Genomic DNA, 18,248 nt, shown 5'->3' on the forward strand with positions numbered 1-18,248 from the left:
GGGCTGATATTTTCAGCTATATCAACGAATCGTCGGGCAAAAGTGACCGACCTACTGATATATTGAGATATTTTTATTGTTTTCAACAATATATGAATTTCCGCAGACAGAAAATCGCCAGATTTTCGTCATTAGCTTCGCAAGTCCGCTACCTGACCATAACATTTATCGGCAAAAAGAGTAAAAAAAGCCGTCTGAAAACGGATTTTCAGACGGCCTGTTTCTCCTCTCTTTTTCTTTGTTTACTTGGCGTTTAGGCTTGTGCGATCCAGAAATCGCGCGGGGCGTCGGTTACGGGTCGGACAATGCCGGTGCGTACGGCAAAGTCGCCGAAGCCTTCTCCGGCTTCGCGTTTTTCCGCCCAAGCAGCAATCCATTCCTGCAAAATTTCCAGAATTTCCGGTTCGGTGATGTTTTCTTTATATAGGCGGGGGATACGGGTGCCTTCTCGGTTGCCGCCGGTGTAGAGGTTGTAGCGGCCGACGGCTTTGCCGACCAAACCGATTTCGGCCAGCATGGAGCGGCCGCAGCCGTTGGGGCAGCCGTTGACGCGCAACACGATGTGTTCGCCGCTCAGGCCGTTTTCCGCCATGATGGTGTCGATTTTATCGGCAAAGGCGGGCAGGAAGCGTTCGGCTTCGGCCATGGCCAGCGGGCAGGTGGGCAGGGCGACGCAGGCCATGCTGTGTTCGCGCTGCGGGGTAACGGTGTCGCTGATGAGGCCGTGTTCGCGGGCGATTTGCTCGATTTGGGCTTTTTGCGCTTCGGGTATGTTGGCGACAATCAGGTTTTGGTTGGCGGTCAGGCGGAAGTCGCCTTGGTGGACTTTGGCGATTTCGCGCATGCCGGTTTTCAGCGGGCGGCCGGGGTAGTCGAGCAGGCGGCCGTTTTCGATGAACAGGGTCAGATGCCAGTTGCCTTCTTCGCCCTGCACCCAGCCGATGCGGTCGCCGCGCGAGGTGAATGTGTACGGGCGGACGGGTTCGAATTTGCTGCACATGCGGTTTTCCACTTCTTCGATAAATACGTCCAAGCCGACGCGCTCGATGGTGTAGCGGGTTTTGGCGTTTTTGCGGTCGCTTCGGTTGCCCCAGTCGCGCTGTACGGATACGACGGCGGCGGCGCAGTCGAGCACTTTGTCCAAGCCGATAAAGCCGAATTCGCGGGCGGTGTTGGGGTAGGTTTTGTGGTTGCCGTGTTCCATCGACAGGCCGCCGCCGACGAGTACGTTGAATCCGGCCAGTTTGCCGTTTTCTTCGATGGCGACGAAGTTTAAGTCGTTGGCGTGCAGATCAACGTCGTTGTGCGGCGGGATGACGACGGTGGTTTTGAATTTGCGCGGCAGGTAGTTTTTACCTAAGACGGGTTCGGTGGCGTCGCCGCTTTTGACGGCGTCGGCAAGCGGTGTTTCCGCCAAGTCTTCGGTGGAATGCAGTTTTTTGCCGTCGAGCCAGATGTCGGCGTAGGCGCGGGTTTTGGGCAGCAGGTGTTCGCTGATTTTTTTCGCCCATTCGTAGGCTTCTTTGTGCAGGCTGCTTTCTACGGGGTTGCTGGTGCAGAGGACGTTGCGGTTGACGTCGCCTGCGGTGGCGATGGAATCCAGCCCCAGCTCGTTGAGCCATTGGTGCATGGGTTTGATGTCGTCTTTCAATACGCCGTGGAATTGGAAGGTTTGACGGTTGGTCAGGCGGATGGAGCCGTAGAGGGTTTTTTCGCCGGCGAATTGGTCGATGCCCAGCCATTGTTCGGGTTTGATGATGCCGCCGGGCAGGCGGCAGCGCAGCATGACGTTTTTGAGGTTGTCGAGTTTTTGTTCGTTGCGTTCGGCGCGGATGTCGCGGTTGTCTTGTTCGTACATGCCGTGGAAGCGGATGAGCTGGAAGTTGTCGCCGTTGAAGCCGCCGGTCAGGCCGTCTTGCAGGTCTTCGGCGATGGTGCCGCGTAGGTGGCGGCTTTCGCTTTTAAGGCGTTCGTTGTCGGCAAGGGGCGCGTCGGGCAGCTTGGCGCGCGGGTCGGTGGTGGTGGTCATGGTCGCTCCTGGGCGTAAGTTTATATGGTAGTCTGCCCGCTACTGTACCGATGCCGTCTGAAAATGGGAAAGAATGGTTGGTTGTAATCAAAGATGATTTTGTTATATCGGGAAATGGAAACGGCGTACCTTCGGGTACGCCGTTGCTTTAGGATTGGGCCGGCGGGTCGGCCACGTCGAACACTTGGCGCAGGTAGGCGAGAAAAGTGTCGTTGGTGGTCATGGTTTTGCCGGGGCTGTCGGAGAGCTTGGCAACGGATTGGCCGTTGCATTCGACCAGTTTCAACACGATGTTGAGCGGGGTGTGGCCGACATCGTTGGTGAGGTTGGTGCCGATGCCGAAGCTGGTTTTGAAGCGGTCTTTGAAATATTGGTGCAGCGCCCAGGATTTTTCGATGTCGAGGCCGTCTGAAAAAGTCAGCATTTTGGTGCGGCTGTCGATTTTGAGCTTTTGGTAATGGGCATGGGCTTTGTCGCCCCAGAGATAGGGGTCGCCGCTGTCGTGGCGCAGGCCGTCGAAGAGTTTGGCGAAATAGAGGTCGAAGTCGCGTAGGAAAGCGTCCATGCCGACAACGTCGGTCAGGGCGATGCCCAAGTCGCCACGGTATTCGTGTACCCAGCTTTCCAATGCGGCTTTTTGGAAATTACGCAGGCGCACGTCGAGCGCTTGGAAGGCCTGCATAAATTCGTGTGCCATGGTGCCGATGGGGAAGATGCCGAGTTTTTTGGCAAGATAGACGTTGCTGGTGCCTCGGAAGATGTCGGGCGCGGCTTGGTGCAGGGTGCGGACAACGTGCTCCTGCCAGGCGCGTTTGTAGCGGCGGCGCGTGCCGAAATCGGAGACGAGAAACGGCGGGTCGTTCGGATTTTGCGCGGCGGCGATTTCTTGCAGACGTGCGGCTTTAGTCTGCAGGCGGCGCTCGCCTTCGGCCAGGATTTCCGGCGTTTCGAGGCGGCGGAAGTAAAGCTCGTTGACAATCGCCAGAATGAAAATCTCAAAAAACATGGCCTGAATCATTGGGCCTTCGATGCGGATATTCAGACGGCCTTTGCTGTCGCTGCCGACGTGCACGAAGCGGCGTTTGAGCTGGAAAAGCTCCAGATAATCGACAAAATCGCTTTTGATAAACCGCAGCCCGCGCAGATAGGCCAGCTCGTCTTCGGTAAAACGCAGGCGGCACAGTGCATCCAGCTCGCGCTCGAAATCGGCGCGGATGTCGGCCAGCGGGTAGGGCATTTCGGTGTTGCGGCAGCGGAACTCGTAAACGCTGTGGGTTTGCGGAAACTGATGCAGCACCACTTGCAGCATGGTGAATTTGTATAAATCGGTGTCGAGCAGCGATTGGATGATGGGCGTATGCTGTGGGATATTCATTGAGGTTCTCTTCGGCAGAAGCAGCCGTTATTATAGTGAATTCAAATAAAAAATCTACAGCGTTGGCTGCGGCTTGCCGCCTTGTATCTTTCTTATTTGAATCCACTATACAACACGTTTGCCCGCAGTTGTGGGCGCGGCGCGGGCAAAGGCCGTCTGAAAAACGCATTATTGCGGTATTTCTTCCACACCTTCATCGATAAGCGGCGCAGAATCGTCCTGCTTCAAATGGATTTCGATTTCTGCAAACGCATCGGGCTGCACAATGCGGACCAGCCCCTCTTTGGCCAGCTCCAAAAGCGCGATGAAATTCACCACCACATAAGCCGGCCCTTGCTCAGGGCGGAACAGCGCGCTGAAACGGCACAAGCCCGCATCGTTCAAACGGCGCAAAATCGCCGACATCTGCGCGCGCACCGACACCGCCTCGCGCACCACTGCATGGCTTTTCGTATGCTTGGCACGCGACAGAATGCCCAGCCAGGCGCGGGTCAAATCGGCCACATACACCTCGGGCAGCTTGGCCTCCCGCGCAATTTCCAGCGGCAGATAGGCCCAGGCGAAATCGCGCCCTGCACGCGGCAGCGCGTCCAAACCCTGCGCGGCCAGCTTCATCTGCTCATAGGCCAGCAGACGGCGCACCAGCTCGGCACGCGGGTCGGCCTCTTCCTCTTCCACACTTTCCGGACGCGGCAGCAGCAGGCGCGACTTAATCTCAATCAGCATCGCCGCCATCAGCAGATATTCCGCCGCCAAATCAAACTGATAAGCCTCCATCTGCGCGATATAGTGCAGATACTGCTCGGTAATCTGTACCATCGGAATATCCAATACATCGATATTCTGCTTGCGGATTAAATACAGCAGCAAATCCAGCGGCCCCTGAAAGCTGCCCAGCACCACCTTCAAGGCATCGGGCGGGATAAACAAATCCTGCGGAATATCGGTAACGGGCTGGCCGAACACCCATGCAACGGTGTTTTCAGACGGCTTGGCCTGTGCGCCGGAAGACATTTCAGCCGTATTCATTTCGTCTCCGCCGCAATATGTTCAATCGCCGCCTGCGCGCAATACAGGCCGAAAGTTGCCGTCACCAGCATACTGGCTCCGTAGCCCGCGCACGATAAGCCCTGCGGGGCGGCGTCGGTGGCGCAGGCTTCGCCGGATTGCGGCGGGGTGATGTTTTCGGTGGAATAAACGCAGGGCACGCGCATTTTGGCTTGGGTGTCGCGGGAGAAACCGTAGCGTTTGCGTAAGGTGTAGCGCAGGTTGGACAGCAGCGGGTCGTGGGTGACGCGGCTCAAGTCGGCGGTTTGAATCAGCGCGGGGTTGCGCTGCCCGCCGGCGCCGCCGCTGAGGATAAAGGGCTGGCGGCGTTGTACGAAATAGGCTGCCATCGCGGCTTTGACGCGGATTTGGTCGATGGCGTCGATAACGAAATCGAAGCCGTCTGAAAACAGGGCATCCAAATTGTCTTCGGTCACGAAATCCTCGATTTCGGTGACGCGGCATTGCGGATTGATTTGGGCGATGCGTTCGCGCAGGGCGCTGACTTTGGCCTTGCCGAAATCATCGGTCAGCGCGTGCAGCTGGCGGTTGACGTTGGATTCGGCAACATTGTCCAAATCAATCAGGGTCAGGCGGCCGATGCCGCTGCGTGCCAGCGCTTCCACCGCCCACGAGCCGACGCCGCCGACGCCGACCACGCACACATGTGCGCCGGCAAAGCGCTGCAGGGCCTGAGGGCCGTAAAGTCGGGCGATGCCGCCGAAGCGGCGCGGGGAGATGAAATCGGTGTCGGACATGGCTAATCTTGTGTTAAATCAAAAAGGAGGCGGATAATCCGGGCGCGGCGGCAGAAAGGGCTGCCTGTGCGGCTTTGGCGTATTATACTTGAAGTATCGGGAAGTGTTGTGTATAGTCAAATGTCGGTGTTCTTAGTAATGCCCGCATCCTGTCCCGCCGGCCGGCCGTCTGAAAAAGGCCGCTCCGGTTCCCATCGTGATGCCGTCCGAGGCGGCGCTTCAAGGAGAATGAATATGTACAAGCATTTGGTTGTTGCTGTTGACGGTAGTGAAACTTCTTTAAACGCATTGAAACACGCCGCGACGCTGGCCGGTATCAATGCCGCACGCCTGACCCTGGTGCACGTGGCCAATCCGGCGGAATACATGGCGCTCGCGCCCGAATTTCTGCAGCACGAAAGCTATGAAGCCGCTGCCGTCGCCCAAGGCACGGAAGTCTTGGAAAGCGCGGAAGCCGCCGCACGCGCCGACGGCGTGGAAAATATCGTGAAACACCTGCTGGTCGCCAACAAAGGCGCGCGCGAAATGGCGCAGGAGCTGGTGGATTACGCCGATAAAAACGGCGCTGATCTGCTGGTGTTGGGCACACACGGCCGCACCGGTCTGATGCACCTGCTGATGGGCAGCTTCGCAGAAACCGTGATGCGCCAAAGCCATCTGCCGCTGCTGATTATCCGTAGCAAGGGCGAAGAAGCCTGATTGGATTAAGTGGTTAGTTGTAAAAAAGCCGTCTGGAAACTTAGTTTTCAGACGGCCTTTTTATTTCTCGGGGCAACGCGTATCGAAGCGCAACGGCTATTCGGCGATTTCTGTAAACACCGTCGGGCGGTTGCGGCGGGTCAGGGTTGCGGTGTTGTCCTGCACATGCCAGCGGGTGTCGTAGCTGCTGTATTCCGCGCCTTGCGTCCAAGTATTGACCAGCTGCAAACGCTCGACGGTATTGCCTTGCTGCAGATCGACAGTCATGGGGCTGTTGCTGTTGATATAAACGGCAGTCAGCGTCTGCCCGTCCGGCGCGGCGTAGCGCACGGCGTGGGTGGGCGTATCGGCGATAACGGGAGCAGGCTCGGCGTGGCGCACGGCTTTGTATGAGCCGCAGGCGGCAGTAAGGAGCAGCAGGGCGGCGGTGATGGTGTGGCGCATGGCAGCCCTGCTCAGTAATGATGATGGGGGATGTCGCCTTTCAGATAATAGCGCGTGCCGCAATAGGGGCATTCGATGTCGCCGTTGGACTGTATGGGCAGGAAAACGCGCGGGTGGCCGTTCCAAGTTTCATGCTGCGGGCCGGAGCAGTGCAGCGGCAGGGCATCGGGGGTGATTTCGATGGCGGGGTTTTCGCGGGTATTCATAACTGTCCCTTTCTTTGAAACGATATATTGCTTCCGAAGCGGCAAGGCCGTCTGAAAAACGGGTGATTTGCAGACGGCCTCAGTGGCGCGGTCGGCTTATTCGTAGCCGTTCGGATTGTTGCTGACCCAGCGCCAGGAATCAAGCATCATTTCGGGCAGGCCGAGCTTGGCCTGCCAGCCGATTTCGCGCAGGGTATGGGCGGGGTCGGCGAAGCAGGTGGCGATGTCGCCGGCGCGGCGCGGCTTGATTTGGTAGGGAATTTCTAAGCCGGATGCGGCTTCGAATGCCCTCACCATTTCCAAGACGGAATAGCCTTGCCCCGTGCCCAAGTTGAAAATATGTACGCCCGGGCGGTCGGCGCGCGCCTGCATGGCTTTCAGGTGGCCTTCGGCCAAATCGACCACATGGATATAGTCGCGCACGCCCGTACCGTCGGGGGTGTCGTAATCATCGCCAAATACCGACAGATAGGGCAGCTTGCCCGATGCAACTTGGCAGATATAGGGCAGCAGGTTATTGGGAATGCCGTTCGGATATTCGCCGATTAAGCCGCTTTCGTGCGCGCCGACGGGGTTGAAATAGCGCAGCAGCACCACGCTCCAGCGCGGGTCGGCTTTGTGGATGTCCGCCAGCATACGCTCGGTCATGTATTTGGATGTACCGTAAGGATTGGTGGTACCGCCGACGGGCATATCTTCGGTAATCGGCGTGCGCTCGGGGTTGCCGTAAACGGTGGCCGACGAGCTGAATACGATGTTGAACACGCCCGCGCGTGCCATTTCTTCGGCCAAAATCAGGCTGCCACTGACATTGTTGTCGTAATACCTTGCCGGTTCAACCACGCTTTCGCCTACCGCTTTCAAACCGGCAAAGTGCATAACTGTATGAATATCGTGTTCGGCAAAAATCCGGCGCAGCAGGGCGCGGTCGCGGATGTCGCCTTGGTAAAACGGAATTTCTTTGCCGGTAATCTGCTGCAGACGCGGCAGGATGTTGGCGGAGGAGTTGCAGAAGTTGTCGAGAATAACGGCTTCGCAGCCGGCGTTTAACAAGGTAACGACGGTATGCGAGCCGATAAAGCCGGTGCCGCCGGTTACTAAAATTTTGCTCATGGTGTTACTTCTTTATTAATTTGGAAGGGGTAAGATTGCTAACTAGGGCTGTCTGAAAAAATTTCAAAGCTTAAATTCAAAATTATAAACCTATATTATACTGCCTTGGCTCAATAAAATCTTTTAAGCCAGAAGATACTTGTATAGTGCTCCGGATAGCAAAAAAACTATTTAAATAACGAACATCACCTGTCATTAAATAAAATTTTTTCATGATGTTACACATTTCAAATGCAGAATGGCTAAAATTCTGTTTTTTAGATGGACCGAACATTGGAGATATAAAAAATTTTTTTGTATCAAAAACTTTGATATTAAAAAACTCTTTTGCCAAAAGAATAGCAGGAAAACGTTCTTGTATAAAAGTTCTAAATGCAGCCTTATTTCCTTTATATGCAGTATCTCCCCTGAGCTGTTCGCCTAAATTAGTATAATCATTCTCAACAAGGTTATAAAATGCATCAGCCATTTTTTTCCACTTAATCCAGTAGGATTTTTTTGCAAAAATATAATTACAAAAAGTAAAAGAATCTGTGGAGCTAACAAGATTATCTATATCAAAATTCCAACTCAATCTGTCAATTACTTTTTTTGTTAGGTCAATTATTCCTTTATGAGCATATTCTCCTTGTTCGAAAGGATTGAGAAAAAAAGCTATATGATAGTAATGAACTGTTGGCATAAAAACATCATAATCATTAATATCTTTGGCTATTAGTTCTTTAATTTTTTCTGCGTTAAGTCCAGTTTTTGAGGTGAATTTTGGAGAAACGAAACCATATACAGTATCATCACTCAATTCGTGATTATTCAAAAAGTCTCTAATTGCTCTAAACTCATACCACTCTGCTCCTTCTCCTTTCGAAGATGTGTTGTCTAGAGGGATAAAACCATCAAGTATTTCATTTTTTGATTTTTCATCATAAAAAATTTGATAGATTTGAATGTTGTTCATAGATTAAAAGCCTAACTTATGGGATGGATTAATTCATTCAGCAAATATTTTTCTTATGAGATACTTTGGAATAGAACATATCTAGAGCATCTTTCTGATATTTACTATAATCAAAATCTCCAAAATATAATTTTCCTTCAATAAAATCTATCATACCTTGAAGCAAGCCTTCCTCATTATTGGGAACTAGCAAGCCAGGTCTGTTTTCTAATACACTACGCGAGCCAACTATATCTGTAGCAATTACTGGTTTTTTCAGAATCATTGCTTCAAATAAGGTCATGGGTTGACCTTCATGATCAGAAGATAATACAAAACAATCTGCATGTTTCAAAAATGGGAATGGATTAAATCTAGATCCAAGCAAGTAAACATTATTATTCAAGTCTGAATCTCTAATTAGTTGACTTAAGTCTGTTTTTAGAGGACCGTCGCCAAGTATCAGCAATCTAGCAGTTGGATATGTATCTACCAATTTTCTAAAACTATTAATCAATTTAGCCTGGTTTTTTTCAGGAGAAAGTCTTGCTAGGTTAATAAAAATAGTATCTCTATCCCGATTCTTTTTAGCAAAATAATGAAAATCTTCTTCTGGCAATTCTTCCTGTGCCTGATTCAAAATAAAATCAGGATTCTGCACATTATCACAATAATCAAATTTATTTTCATCAAGCTGGAAGATAGAGGCTAAGTTTTGTTTGTTTAACTCCATTGTTGGCTTTGATACGGAAATAATTTTATCAAAGTTATGATAAGCACCAAAAGTGTTTTCTAATCGTGGATATTTCATTTTCCATTCGCCATATAAGTCATTATGCTGATAAATGCTTTTTACTGCATTTGGCAAATCTGCAGCACCTAATACATATGTCCAAAAACGGCTATAGCCCGAAAATTCAATTAGAGCATCAAAGTTTGAGAAACCGACCATGCGTTGAAACTCATATTTATAGCCTTCATTGAAATAGGGCTCCATGTTTTTAGGTAAATACTTGTAAATATTGGCTTTAAATTCAATCCAGTCTGTTTCTACAGTTCGGTTCATACGACCGACACGGGGAATGATTCGGATATCGCTTGGTAATTTGTAGAACTGTTCCAATCTCTTTTCATCACTTGCAATTGCATTAGGGTCGATAAGTAGTGAAACTGTATATTTTTCTTTATCAATATTAGTAAGGAGATTAATAAGTGAAGCAGTAATACCGTTCGGCATAAATTCACCACCAAAAAAGAGTAAGGATTTCTTAGTGGGCGCTTGTAAAGAAATTTCATTATTATCAGTTTGATTTTTAAAGAACCAATTGATAACTCGTTTGGTTACGTCTCCATTATCATAAGGTGTAAATTTTTTCATTGCCTCTGGATAAAGGGAATGAGTTCTTGAGCTGTTATTAACTAGAGATATTGTTGCCTCATATAACTCATCAGCTGTTTTAGCCATTACTCCAGGAAGCTGAGTAACTTCGAAATACAAACCACGTTTTTCTTTATAGTCCTCATAGTCGTCAATATAGTAGATGATTGGCTTGCCTGTAGCCATATAATCAAATGCTATGCTTGAGTAATCTGTAATCAGAATATCTACGATTGATAATAACTCATTTGTGTTGATGTGTTCTGGAACAATATATCTCCCAATGCCAGAGTCATAGGCATTCTCTTCCACAAAGTAATGGCCTCTAAAGAGAATATTAGCATCTAATTTTGCCAGTAATTCAATTTCAGAAATTAGCTTTTCTGACTCAACCTCTGGAGAGCCTAACGTTCCTCGCCAGGTTGGCGCATAGAGAATAATTTTTTTTCCATGAATAATATTTAGCTCTTTACGCAGATAATCTTTTTTCTCCTCGGAAGCATTAAGTGTTAAATCAATTCTAGGATAACCAGATTCTAATAATTTTCCACTATAAATTTCAGTAATATCATATCGGTCAGTTAATGCCCATGTTGTATGAGGGTTAGGACTGAGCATATGGGTTGTTTGTAGAAAGTTTCGCTGGGTATTTTTTAACTCCATAAAGTTATTTTTAATATCCTTACCCATTGTTTTCCATGGGGTACCATGCCAAGTGTTTAGATATAACTGATCTTCCTTTCTAATAAAGTAAGGAGGGAAGGTTGAATTATTAATCAGATATTTAGCTGTGCATAAATATCTTAGGTACAAATCGGAATTTTTTTCTACAAAAATAACATTTTTATATTTTTTTAGATCATTAGGAATCTTCTCTGGGTTGCTCACCACCCAGACAAATAGAAAGTCTTTATATTGCACATCAGAAATCATCTCCATGAATATAGCAAAAGGATTGCATGAAATTCCTACGCCGGAAAAACTTTCAAATAATACAATATCAGGATTTGTACTTAAGTGTCGGAAATATTCCATGTAAAGAGCTGGCCGTCTAAACTCTTCATTATTATCAAATTTTGATAACGGAGTGCCATATGGCTCTCTTAATATGCGAATATTTTTTAAGACTTCAGCAGCTTGCCCAAACTGTTTGTTTTCTGCAAGTAAAAATCCGTATTTGTAATACGCATCGGTATTGTGTTCGTTATTTCGTATGATATAGTTGTAGTAATATTCACATGCTTTATCCAAGTCTCCTTTGCTAAAATACAAGTCTGCAAATTTTTCCCATAGGTCAATTTGGGTTGTATCAGAGTCTAATTCTTGGGCAGCATTGTGCACTATGCGTGAGTATAGATAAGTAGCTATATTTTTAGCTGGCTTAAAATTGCGTTTGGTTTTTAGGAATGCAGCAACAGCTTCTTGGTCTTTACCAAGGTAAGAGAGGCAAATTCCTAGGCGATAATACCAATAAGCGGTATATTTGATTTGAACTGCTTTAGAGTAGTTTTTTACTGCACTTTCATAATTACCTAATCGTTCATCATTGAACCCTAGTCGGTAATGCCATTCAGGATTTTGAATATTGTGCGCATTGATAGCAAGTTGGAAATATTCTTTTGCATTAGCCCATTCATAATTTTTTTGATAGGCAAAGCCGAGTTTTTCATATAAATAAGTTTTTTGGGGATTGTCTGAAAGTTCTTTTTTATACGCTTTAATTGCCTCGGGCCACAGACCTTCTTTCTCATGAAATACACCAATTCCAAATTTTCGTGAGCTTAATTGAGAGTCTTTTGATATAGCCTTGGCATACAGAGTAGTCGCCTGAGCTAGCAATGAATTATCAGGAGATTCCATGTGTTCAATACAATAGCCAGCTTTATAGAACAAAGATGAGACCTGGTGTTTTCCAGGAATATCTATAGCAGCTTGAAATGCTCGGAAAGCTTTACCATACTGCTTCATTGCCAGATGAGCATTGGCCAGTTGAATATACAATTCAGGAATGGGAAGTTTTACAGGAGGTAAGGAAAGAACTTTGTTTAAAGCATCAATCTCTTGCCAATACCTGCCTTGCTTATGCAAAAGTTTTGCTAACTCTGCATATGCTTCTTCTGTATTAACGCCAAGTTCAATTTTTTCACGCAAAAGAGACTCTTTCACACCTGTTGAAGCACCAGCAAGGGAGGTTGATGCAAGGACTCGTCGTTTTGCTTGAACAAATTGGATACTCCACTTTTCTTGGTTTGTGGAGTTTAGTGAGAGCGCTATTTCAAAGTATTTCAGAGCCTCTTCCCATTTTTTTTGCTTAAAAAAACACATGCCCAGCTTAAAATTAGCATAGGAATGCTTTGGGGATAGCTCAACGGCCTTTTGAAAATAGCTCTGCGCTTCTTTCCATTTTTGTTTACGATACAATATTAATCCGTGCCAATAAGACAATGGCGTATTAAACGGACTTGGATAAGATTTCTTTTTCATATGCATTTAAAACTTTTTATACAATATCTGATTCGTGTTTCTTTAACTCAATAAATAATTTTTTCAACATATTGTTAGATAATTTATTAGGCTTTAATAATTTTTTATAAAGGTAGATGATAAATTCTTCCTTTGACAAAATGGATACATTTGGCGTATCTAGCGAACTATCAAAATCTATCTTTGGAATCATCCAATCAAACCCATAATTTTCACTTAAATACAATTGATAATCTTGGGGAATTAGATAATCATCTCCTAAAAAATTATGATTAATCAGTTTAAAAGGAGTGTTATGCCATTTTGTTTTTTTACCAGCATGCCAATAATCACCATCATCACGGTGGTGGATAAAAATATCAATGGTAATGCCGCTGACATGACGAGCCACCAAAATATCTTGACTGTAAATCGGTAAAATATAAAAGCAGCCGCTTTGGCGGATTATGCATGCCAAATCTTGCACCGTATGTGTTTCCCACACGCCGACATCAATGTCTTTATCGTGTCCGAGCAATTTGCCTTCACGGATACAGCCGAGCAAAGTACCGCTGATTAAGAAAAATTCAACTTGCTGATGATCCAAGCATTGCTTTAACGCTGCCAAGGCAGCGGCAGCTTTTTCGTCCGTGTATTGATTGGAAGCGGTTGATTTTTGCGGATTTTTTACCTGCTCACCCAATCGATACTGCCTACGCCAAAGCTCAAGGGCAAACCCAGTATCGCCAGCACGAGTGGCGGCATTGGATAGGTGGCTGGCGATATCAAAGGGTAAGGCTTTGGTTTGATAATCAGGAAAGTAGCTGGCAAACAGCGTGCAAAATCGCTCAAATTCAGACGGCATATCCACCAAATTGGATAAATGCTGCCAAGTTTTGCCACGCTTAGAATGCGCCAATAAGTCTTGTAGGCATTGCCACGCTGCTTGCTTTTCCGATAATCGGACATAAATTTCTGCCAGCAGATAAGTGGCTTCGGCGTGGTGCGGATTTTCGGCTAAAAATCGGCCCAGTGCTGCTTTTGCCTGTTCGTTATCATCGGTGAGTAAATGGCTTTTTGCTAAATACAAATGCCCCAAGGGATCGCCTTTTTGAAGCAATTTATCGGCAAGTTGATGAATGGCTGCATGATCGGCAGTTTCAAATGCCTGCGCCATCTGATAAAGATACAGATAAGCGTGCACGCCCCTGGTCTGCCGAGTGCCTGCGATGTGGTGTTTAATCTGCAGGCAACGTTGAACAAAAGGCGTGTGTTGGTATTTTGAGATAAGTGCGGAGCGAAACGGCTTCATGGTTATTGGCCGGAAAGCGTCTCTTTAATCTGCGTGGTCGAAATCCCTTCGGTGCGGGGCAGATAAACCACCTGGCAGTATTCTTTTAAGAAATCGAACTTACCTTTCCAGTCGTCGCCGATCACAAAGACATCAATGTCATTTTCTTGGACGTCTCGAATTTTTTGTTCCCAGTTTGACTCGGGAATAACTTTATCAACATAACGGATGGCTTCTAAAATTTGCGCACGTTCTTCATATGGATAGGTACAAACCTTACCTTTGCCAAGGTTGAATTCGTCAGTGGAAACCGCAACAGTCAGGTAATCGCCTAGAGCTTTAGCACGTTTGAGTAGGTTAATATGGCCATGGTGGAGTAAGTCAAATGTGCCGTATGTCAAAACTTTCTTCATAATACTATCTATAAACTTATTAATATATTAACATTATGTGGTTACAAAAAATATCTGATAAATTATAATCCCATTCTAAGTTCGATTTAAGTGGATTTACCTATTTTATGAAAACCAATCATTTGTTACGGGGCATTGTAGGCGGGGCGGTTTGTTGCGCCTTATCGGCCTGCGCCTATATTCCGACTTCCGGCCCGAGTGCCAAAAAAGTGGCCGGTTTGTCGCAGCAGCACGCCGAGGCGGCTTTGCCGGAGGTTGAGCTGATTGATGTGAATGAAGGCGTGGTACAAAGCCTTTATCAGCAGCAGGCCAGCCAGTCTTTCGCGCAGTGGGGCGGCGGCTATGCGTCGCACGGGGCGATTGATGTCGGCGATATGCTGGATATCACGATTTGGGAAGCGCCGCCGGCGGTATTGTTCGGCGGGGCGCTGTCTTCCGTAGGCTCGGGCAGCGCGCAGCAGACCAAACTGCCGGAGCAGATGGTCAGCGCACGCGGTACGGTATCCGTGCCGTTTGTGGGCGATATTTCCGTAGCGGGTAAAACGCCGGCTCAGGTGCAGGATATGATTAAAGGCCGTCTGAAAAAGATGGCCAACCAGCCGCAGGTCATGGTGCGCCTGGTGCAGAACAATGCGGCGACGGTATCGGTAATCCGCGCGGGCAACAGCGTGCGTATGCCGCTGACAACGGCAGGCGAGCGCGTGCTGGACGCGGTGGCCGCAGTCGGCGGCTCGACGGCTAATGTGCAGGATACGAATGTGCAGCTGACGCGCGGCAACGAGGTGAAAACGGTCGCTTTGGAAGACCTGGTGGCTAATCCGCGCCAGAATATTCTGTTGCGTAAAGGCGACATTGTTACGATGATAACCAATCCGAACAGCTTTACTTCTATGGGTGCGGTCGGCCGCAGTCAGCAGATCGGTTTTTCGGTAAAAGGTTTGTCGCTGGCAGAGGCGGTCGGCCGTATGGGCGGCCTGCAAGACCGCCGCTCGGACGCGCGCGGGGTGTTTGTATTCCGCTATACGCCGCTGTATGAGCTGCCGTCTGAAAATCAGAGCAAGTGGATGGGTAAGGGCTATTCTGCGGATGCGGATATTCCGGTGGTGTACCGCGTGAATATGGCGGACGCGAACTCCCTGTTTTGGATGCAGCGTTTCCCCGTGAAAAATAAAGACGTGCTGTATGTATCGAATGCGCCTTTGGCCGAAGTACAAAAATTCTTGTCGTTTGTCTTCTCGCCCGTTGTAAGCGGCGTCAACAGCGTCAATAATCTGACTAATTAATCGAGTGAATGGAAAATCATGTCCGATCAGCTTCCTGTGGTTGTTCCGGCTGCCGAAGAAAAGGCCGAGCCGGTGAAGCCGAAGAAAAAAAAGAAAAGCCTGTTGCGTAAAATCAGCCCGCTGATGTGGGCGACCGTGGTGATACCGACTTTGGTATCGACGGTGTATTTCGGGTTGATTGCTTCCGACCGCTTTACCTCGCAGTCAAGTTTTGTGGTGCGTTCGCCTAAGAGCCAGACTTCTTTAAACGGCCTGGGTGCGATTTTGCAGGGCTCGGGTTTTGCGCGGGCGCAAGACGATATTTATACGGTGCAGGAATATATGCAGTCGCGTTCGGCTCTGGACGCGCTGCGCGAAGCCATGCCGGTACGCGAATTTTATGAAACCAAAGGCGATATTTTCAGCCGCTTCAACGGCTTTGGTTTTAGCGGCGAAGAAGAGGCTTTTTACCAATATTACAAGGATAAAGTTTCCATCCGCTTTGACGCCGTATCGGGCATTTCCAGCCTGAACGTGACTTCGTTTGACGCGGCCGAATCGCAAAAAATTAATGCGGCCCTGCTCAAGCAGGGTGAGGCGCTGATTAACCAGCTGAACGCGCGCGCGCGCCAAGATACCATCCGCTATGCGGAAGAAGCGGTTGCCGCAGCGGAAGAGCAGGTGAAAAACGCTTCGCAGAGCCTGACCGAATACCGCATCTCCAACGGCGTATTCGATTTGAAGGCGCAATCCGAAGTGCAGATGGGGCTGGTGTCCAAGCTGCAGGACGAGTTGATTGTGATTCAAACCCAGCTCGACCAGGTGCGGGCGGTCACGCCGGAAAACCCGCAGATTCCGGGCTTGGTGGCACGCGAGAAAAGCCTGCGTAAAGAAATTGCCCAGCAGCTGCGCGCGATTTCAGGCGGCAGCGAAGGTTCGCTCACCCGCCAGGCTTCCGATTACCAGCGCGTATTTCTGGAAAACCAGCTTGCCGAGCAGCAGCTGGCCGCCGCCATGACTTCGCTGGAAAGCGCCAAAGCCGAAGCCGACCGCCAGCAGCTTTATCTGGAAGTCATCTCCACACCGAGCAAGCCCGACTTGGCGCTCGAGCCCAAGCGTCTGTACAACATCGTGGCAACGTTTATCATCGGCCTGATTGTGTACGGCATCATCAGCCTGCTGGCAGCCAGCGTCCGAGAGCATAAAAACTGATGAAAGAGCTGCATAAAACATCGTTTTGGGAATCGCTGATGATTCAGAAAAGGGTCATCGGCGCATTGCTGATGCGGGAAATCATCACGCGCTACGGCCGCAACAACATCGGCTTTTTATGGCTGTTTGTCGAGCCGCTGCTGATGACGCTGCTGATGGTGCTGATGTGGAAATTTTTCCGCGCCGACCAAGTATCGGATTTGAACATCGTGGCCTTTGCGGTTACCGGTTATCCGATGATGATGATGTGGCGCAACGCATCAGGCCGCGCCATCGGCTCGATTTCCGCCAACATCAGCCTGCTTTACCACCGCAACGTGCGGGTGCTGGACACCATTTTTGCGCGGATGCTGCTGGAAATTGCCGGGGCGACGATTGCCCAAATCGTGCTGATGGGCGTATTGATTGCCATCCGCTGGATTGAGATGCCGGCCGATGTGTTCTATATGCTGCTGGCTTGGCTGCTGATGGCGGTATTCGCCGTCGGCTTGGGCTTGGTGATTTGCGCGGTATCGGTGAAGTTTGAATTTTTCGGCAAACTCTGGGGTACGCTCAGCTTTGTGATGATGCCGATTTCGGGTACATTTTTCTTTGTACACAGCCTGCCGCAGCAAGTGCAGGAATATGCGCTCAAAATCCCCATGGTGCACGGTACGGAAATGTTCCGCGCGGGCTACTTCGGCAGCAGCGCGGTCACTTATGAAAACCCGTGGTATCTCATCTTGTGTAATCTGGTCTTGCTGCTGTTCGGTCTGGCCATGGTCAGCAAATTCAGCAAAGGGGTAGAGCCGCAATGATTTCCGTGGAACACGTTTACAAGCAGTACCAAACCCGCAACGGTATGCGTACGGTATTGAAAGACATCAATTTCAGCCTGCAAAAAGGCGAAAAAATCGGCATTCTCGGGCGCAACGGCGCGGGCAAATCCACGCTGATCCGCCTGATTAGCGGCGTGGAGCCGCCGACTTCGGGCGAAATCAAGCGCACCATGAGCATTTCCTGGCCGCTGGCATTTTCCGGCGCGTTTCAGGGCAGCCTGACGGGTATGGACAACCTGCGCTTTATCTGCCGCATTTACGATGTCGATATCGAGTATGTCAAACAGTTTACCGAAGAATTTTCCGAGCTCGGACAGTATCTTTACGAGCCGGTGAAGCGTTACTCCTCAGGTATGAAAGCGCGGCTGGCCTTTGCCCTGTCGCTGGCGGTGGAGTTTGACTGCTATCTGATTGACGAAGTGATTGCCGTGGGCGATTCGCGCTTTGCCGATAAATGCCGCTACGAGCTTTTCGAAAAGCGCAAAGACCGCTCGATTATCCTGGTATCGCACAGCGTCAGCGCGATGAAGCAGTATTGCGATAATGCGATGGTGCTGGAAGACGGACACATGAGCCGCTTTGACAATATGGATGAAGCCTACGCTTATTACAATTCGCTGGTGTAAAGCCGCAACAGGCCGTCTGAAAAACCGTGTTTTCAGACGGCTTTTTCATGTTTGCACGGGGGCAGCTTGGTTGGTCGGCTTTGGGCTGCGTTTATGCACGGGATTTGATGCCGTCTGAAAACCGGCTTCATGCTTCGGCATAGCCGCTGCCATAGCTTTTTTATTTTGGTTCACTATTAT

General features: G+C 49.1%; 17 protein-coding genes. 6 read left to right on the forward strand and 11 right to left on the reverse strand.

Annotated features, from left to right (window positions below):
• On the forward strand, positions 1 to 257 hold a 257-nt coding region (locus BDE01S_RS11545; protein WP_218015847.1), incomplete at its 5' end, for a hypothetical protein.
• Here BDE01S_RS11545 and cysI read toward each other — a convergent pair.
• From cysI to BDE01S_RS02305, 4 genes are all read right to left on the reverse strand, one after another.
• Positions 254 to 2,029, reverse strand: coding sequence for an assimilatory sulfite reductase (NADPH) hemoprotein subunit (gene cysI / locus BDE01S_RS02290; protein ID WP_066076804.1), 1,776 nt, complete (start codon positions 2,027 to 2,029; stop codon positions 254 to 256). The genes BDE01S_RS11545 and cysI overlap by 4 nt on opposite strands.
• A gap of 148 nt (positions 2,030 to 2,177) precedes the next feature.
• On the reverse strand, positions 2,178 to 3,404 hold the full coding sequence (gene pncB / locus BDE01S_RS02295) for a nicotinate phosphoribosyltransferase (RefSeq protein WP_066076807.1): 1,227 nt from the start codon (positions 3,402 to 3,404) through the stop codon (positions 2,178 to 2,180).
• 168 nt (positions 3,405 to 3,572) lie between these two features.
• A complete protein-coding gene (locus BDE01S_RS02300; protein ID WP_115225388.1) occupies positions 3,573 to 4,418 on the reverse strand; it encodes a segregation and condensation protein A in 846 nt (281 codons plus the stop codon).
• Between the two features lie 11 nt (positions 4,419 to 4,429).
• Positions 4,430 to 5,209 carry a tRNA threonylcarbamoyladenosine dehydratase gene (locus BDE01S_RS02305; protein WP_066076815.1) on the reverse strand — a complete coding sequence of 260 codons (780 nt, stop codon included), beginning with the start codon at positions 5,207 to 5,209 and terminating at the stop codon, positions 4,430 to 4,432.
• A gap of 234 nt (positions 5,210 to 5,443) precedes the next feature.
• Here BDE01S_RS02305 and BDE01S_RS02310 point away from each other — a divergent pair, with 234 nt between their 5' ends.
• Positions 5,444 to 5,908 carry a universal stress protein gene (locus tag BDE01S_RS02310; protein WP_066076818.1) on the forward strand — a complete coding sequence of 155 codons (465 nt, stop codon included), beginning with the start codon at positions 5,444 to 5,446 and terminating at the stop codon, positions 5,906 to 5,908.
• 96 nt (positions 5,909 to 6,004) lie between these two features.
• On the opposite strand, the gene BDE01S_RS02315 is transcribed toward BDE01S_RS02310, so the two are convergent.
• From BDE01S_RS02315 to tagD, 7 genes are all read right to left on the reverse strand, one after another.
• A complete protein-coding gene (locus BDE01S_RS02315) occupies positions 6,005 to 6,352 on the reverse strand; it encodes a hypothetical protein (protein ID WP_066076821.1) in 348 nt (115 codons plus the stop codon).
• 11 nt (positions 6,353 to 6,363) lie between these two features.
• Positions 6,364 to 6,558 carry a zinc-finger domain-containing protein gene (locus BDE01S_RS02320; protein WP_066076824.1) on the reverse strand — a complete coding sequence of 65 codons (195 nt, stop codon included), beginning with the start codon at positions 6,556 to 6,558 and terminating at the stop codon, positions 6,364 to 6,366.
• A gap of 96 nt (positions 6,559 to 6,654) precedes the next feature.
• Complete coding sequence (gene galE / locus BDE01S_RS02325; RefSeq protein WP_066076827.1) at positions 6,655 to 7,671, reverse strand: UDP-glucose 4-epimerase GalE; 1,017 nt, start codon at positions 7,669 to 7,671, stop codon at positions 6,655 to 6,657.
• Between the two features lie 82 nt (positions 7,672 to 7,753).
• Entirely contained in the window at positions 7,754 to 8,626 is an 873-nt protein-coding gene (locus tag BDE01S_RS02330) for a hypothetical protein (RefSeq protein WP_066076830.1), read from the reverse strand.
• Between the two features lie 37 nt (positions 8,627 to 8,663).
• Positions 8,664 to 12,473, reverse strand: coding sequence for a CDP-glycerol glycerophosphotransferase family protein (locus BDE01S_RS02335; protein ID WP_066076835.1), 3,810 nt, complete (start codon positions 12,471 to 12,473; stop codon positions 8,664 to 8,666).
• Positions 12,474 to 12,483: 10 nt separating this feature from the next.
• Positions 12,484 to 13,758 (reverse strand): tetratricopeptide repeat protein, encoded by a 1,275-nt coding sequence (locus tag BDE01S_RS02340; protein WP_066076838.1) that lies wholly within the window; start codon positions 13,756 to 13,758, stop codon positions 12,484 to 12,486.
• 2 nt (positions 13,759 to 13,760) lie between these two features.
• Positions 13,761 to 14,150, reverse strand: coding sequence for a glycerol-3-phosphate cytidylyltransferase (tagD, locus tag BDE01S_RS02345; RefSeq protein WP_066076841.1), 390 nt, complete (start codon positions 14,148 to 14,150; stop codon positions 13,761 to 13,763).
• A gap of 107 nt (positions 14,151 to 14,257) precedes the next feature.
• Between tagD and BDE01S_RS02350 the strand changes: the two genes are divergently transcribed.
• Genes BDE01S_RS02350 through BDE01S_RS02365 form a run of 4 tightly spaced genes read left to right on the forward strand, consistent with a single transcriptional unit; the run spans position 14,258 to position 18,068 of the window.
• Complete coding sequence (locus tag BDE01S_RS02350) at positions 14,258 to 15,433, forward strand: polysaccharide biosynthesis/export family protein (RefSeq protein WP_082790397.1); 1,176 nt, start codon at positions 14,258 to 14,260, stop codon at positions 15,431 to 15,433.
• An 18-nt stretch (positions 15,434 to 15,451) separates the two neighbouring features.
• Positions 15,452 to 16,624 carry a capsule biosynthesis protein gene (locus BDE01S_RS02355; RefSeq protein WP_066076844.1) on the forward strand — a complete coding sequence of 391 codons (1,173 nt, stop codon included), beginning with the start codon at positions 15,452 to 15,454 and terminating at the stop codon, positions 16,622 to 16,624.
• Positions 16,624 to 17,421, forward strand: a complete 798-nt coding sequence (locus BDE01S_RS02360; RefSeq protein WP_066076847.1) for an ABC transporter permease — start codon at positions 16,624 to 16,626, stop codon at positions 17,419 to 17,421. The genes BDE01S_RS02355 and BDE01S_RS02360 overlap by 1 nt, the downstream gene beginning before the upstream one ends.
• Positions 17,418 to 18,068 (forward strand): ABC transporter ATP-binding protein, encoded by a 651-nt coding sequence (locus tag BDE01S_RS02365; protein WP_066076850.1) that lies wholly within the window; start codon positions 17,418 to 17,420, stop codon positions 18,066 to 18,068. The genes BDE01S_RS02360 and BDE01S_RS02365 overlap by 4 nt, the downstream gene beginning before the upstream one ends.
• The last annotated feature ends 180 nt before the right edge of the window (positions 18,069 to 18,248 follow it).

It is taken from the genome of Bergeriella denitrificans NBRC 102155, from assembly GCF_001592185.1.
Classification (GTDB): Bacteria; Pseudomonadota; Gammaproteobacteria; order Burkholderiales; family Neisseriaceae; genus Neisseria; species Neisseria denitrificans.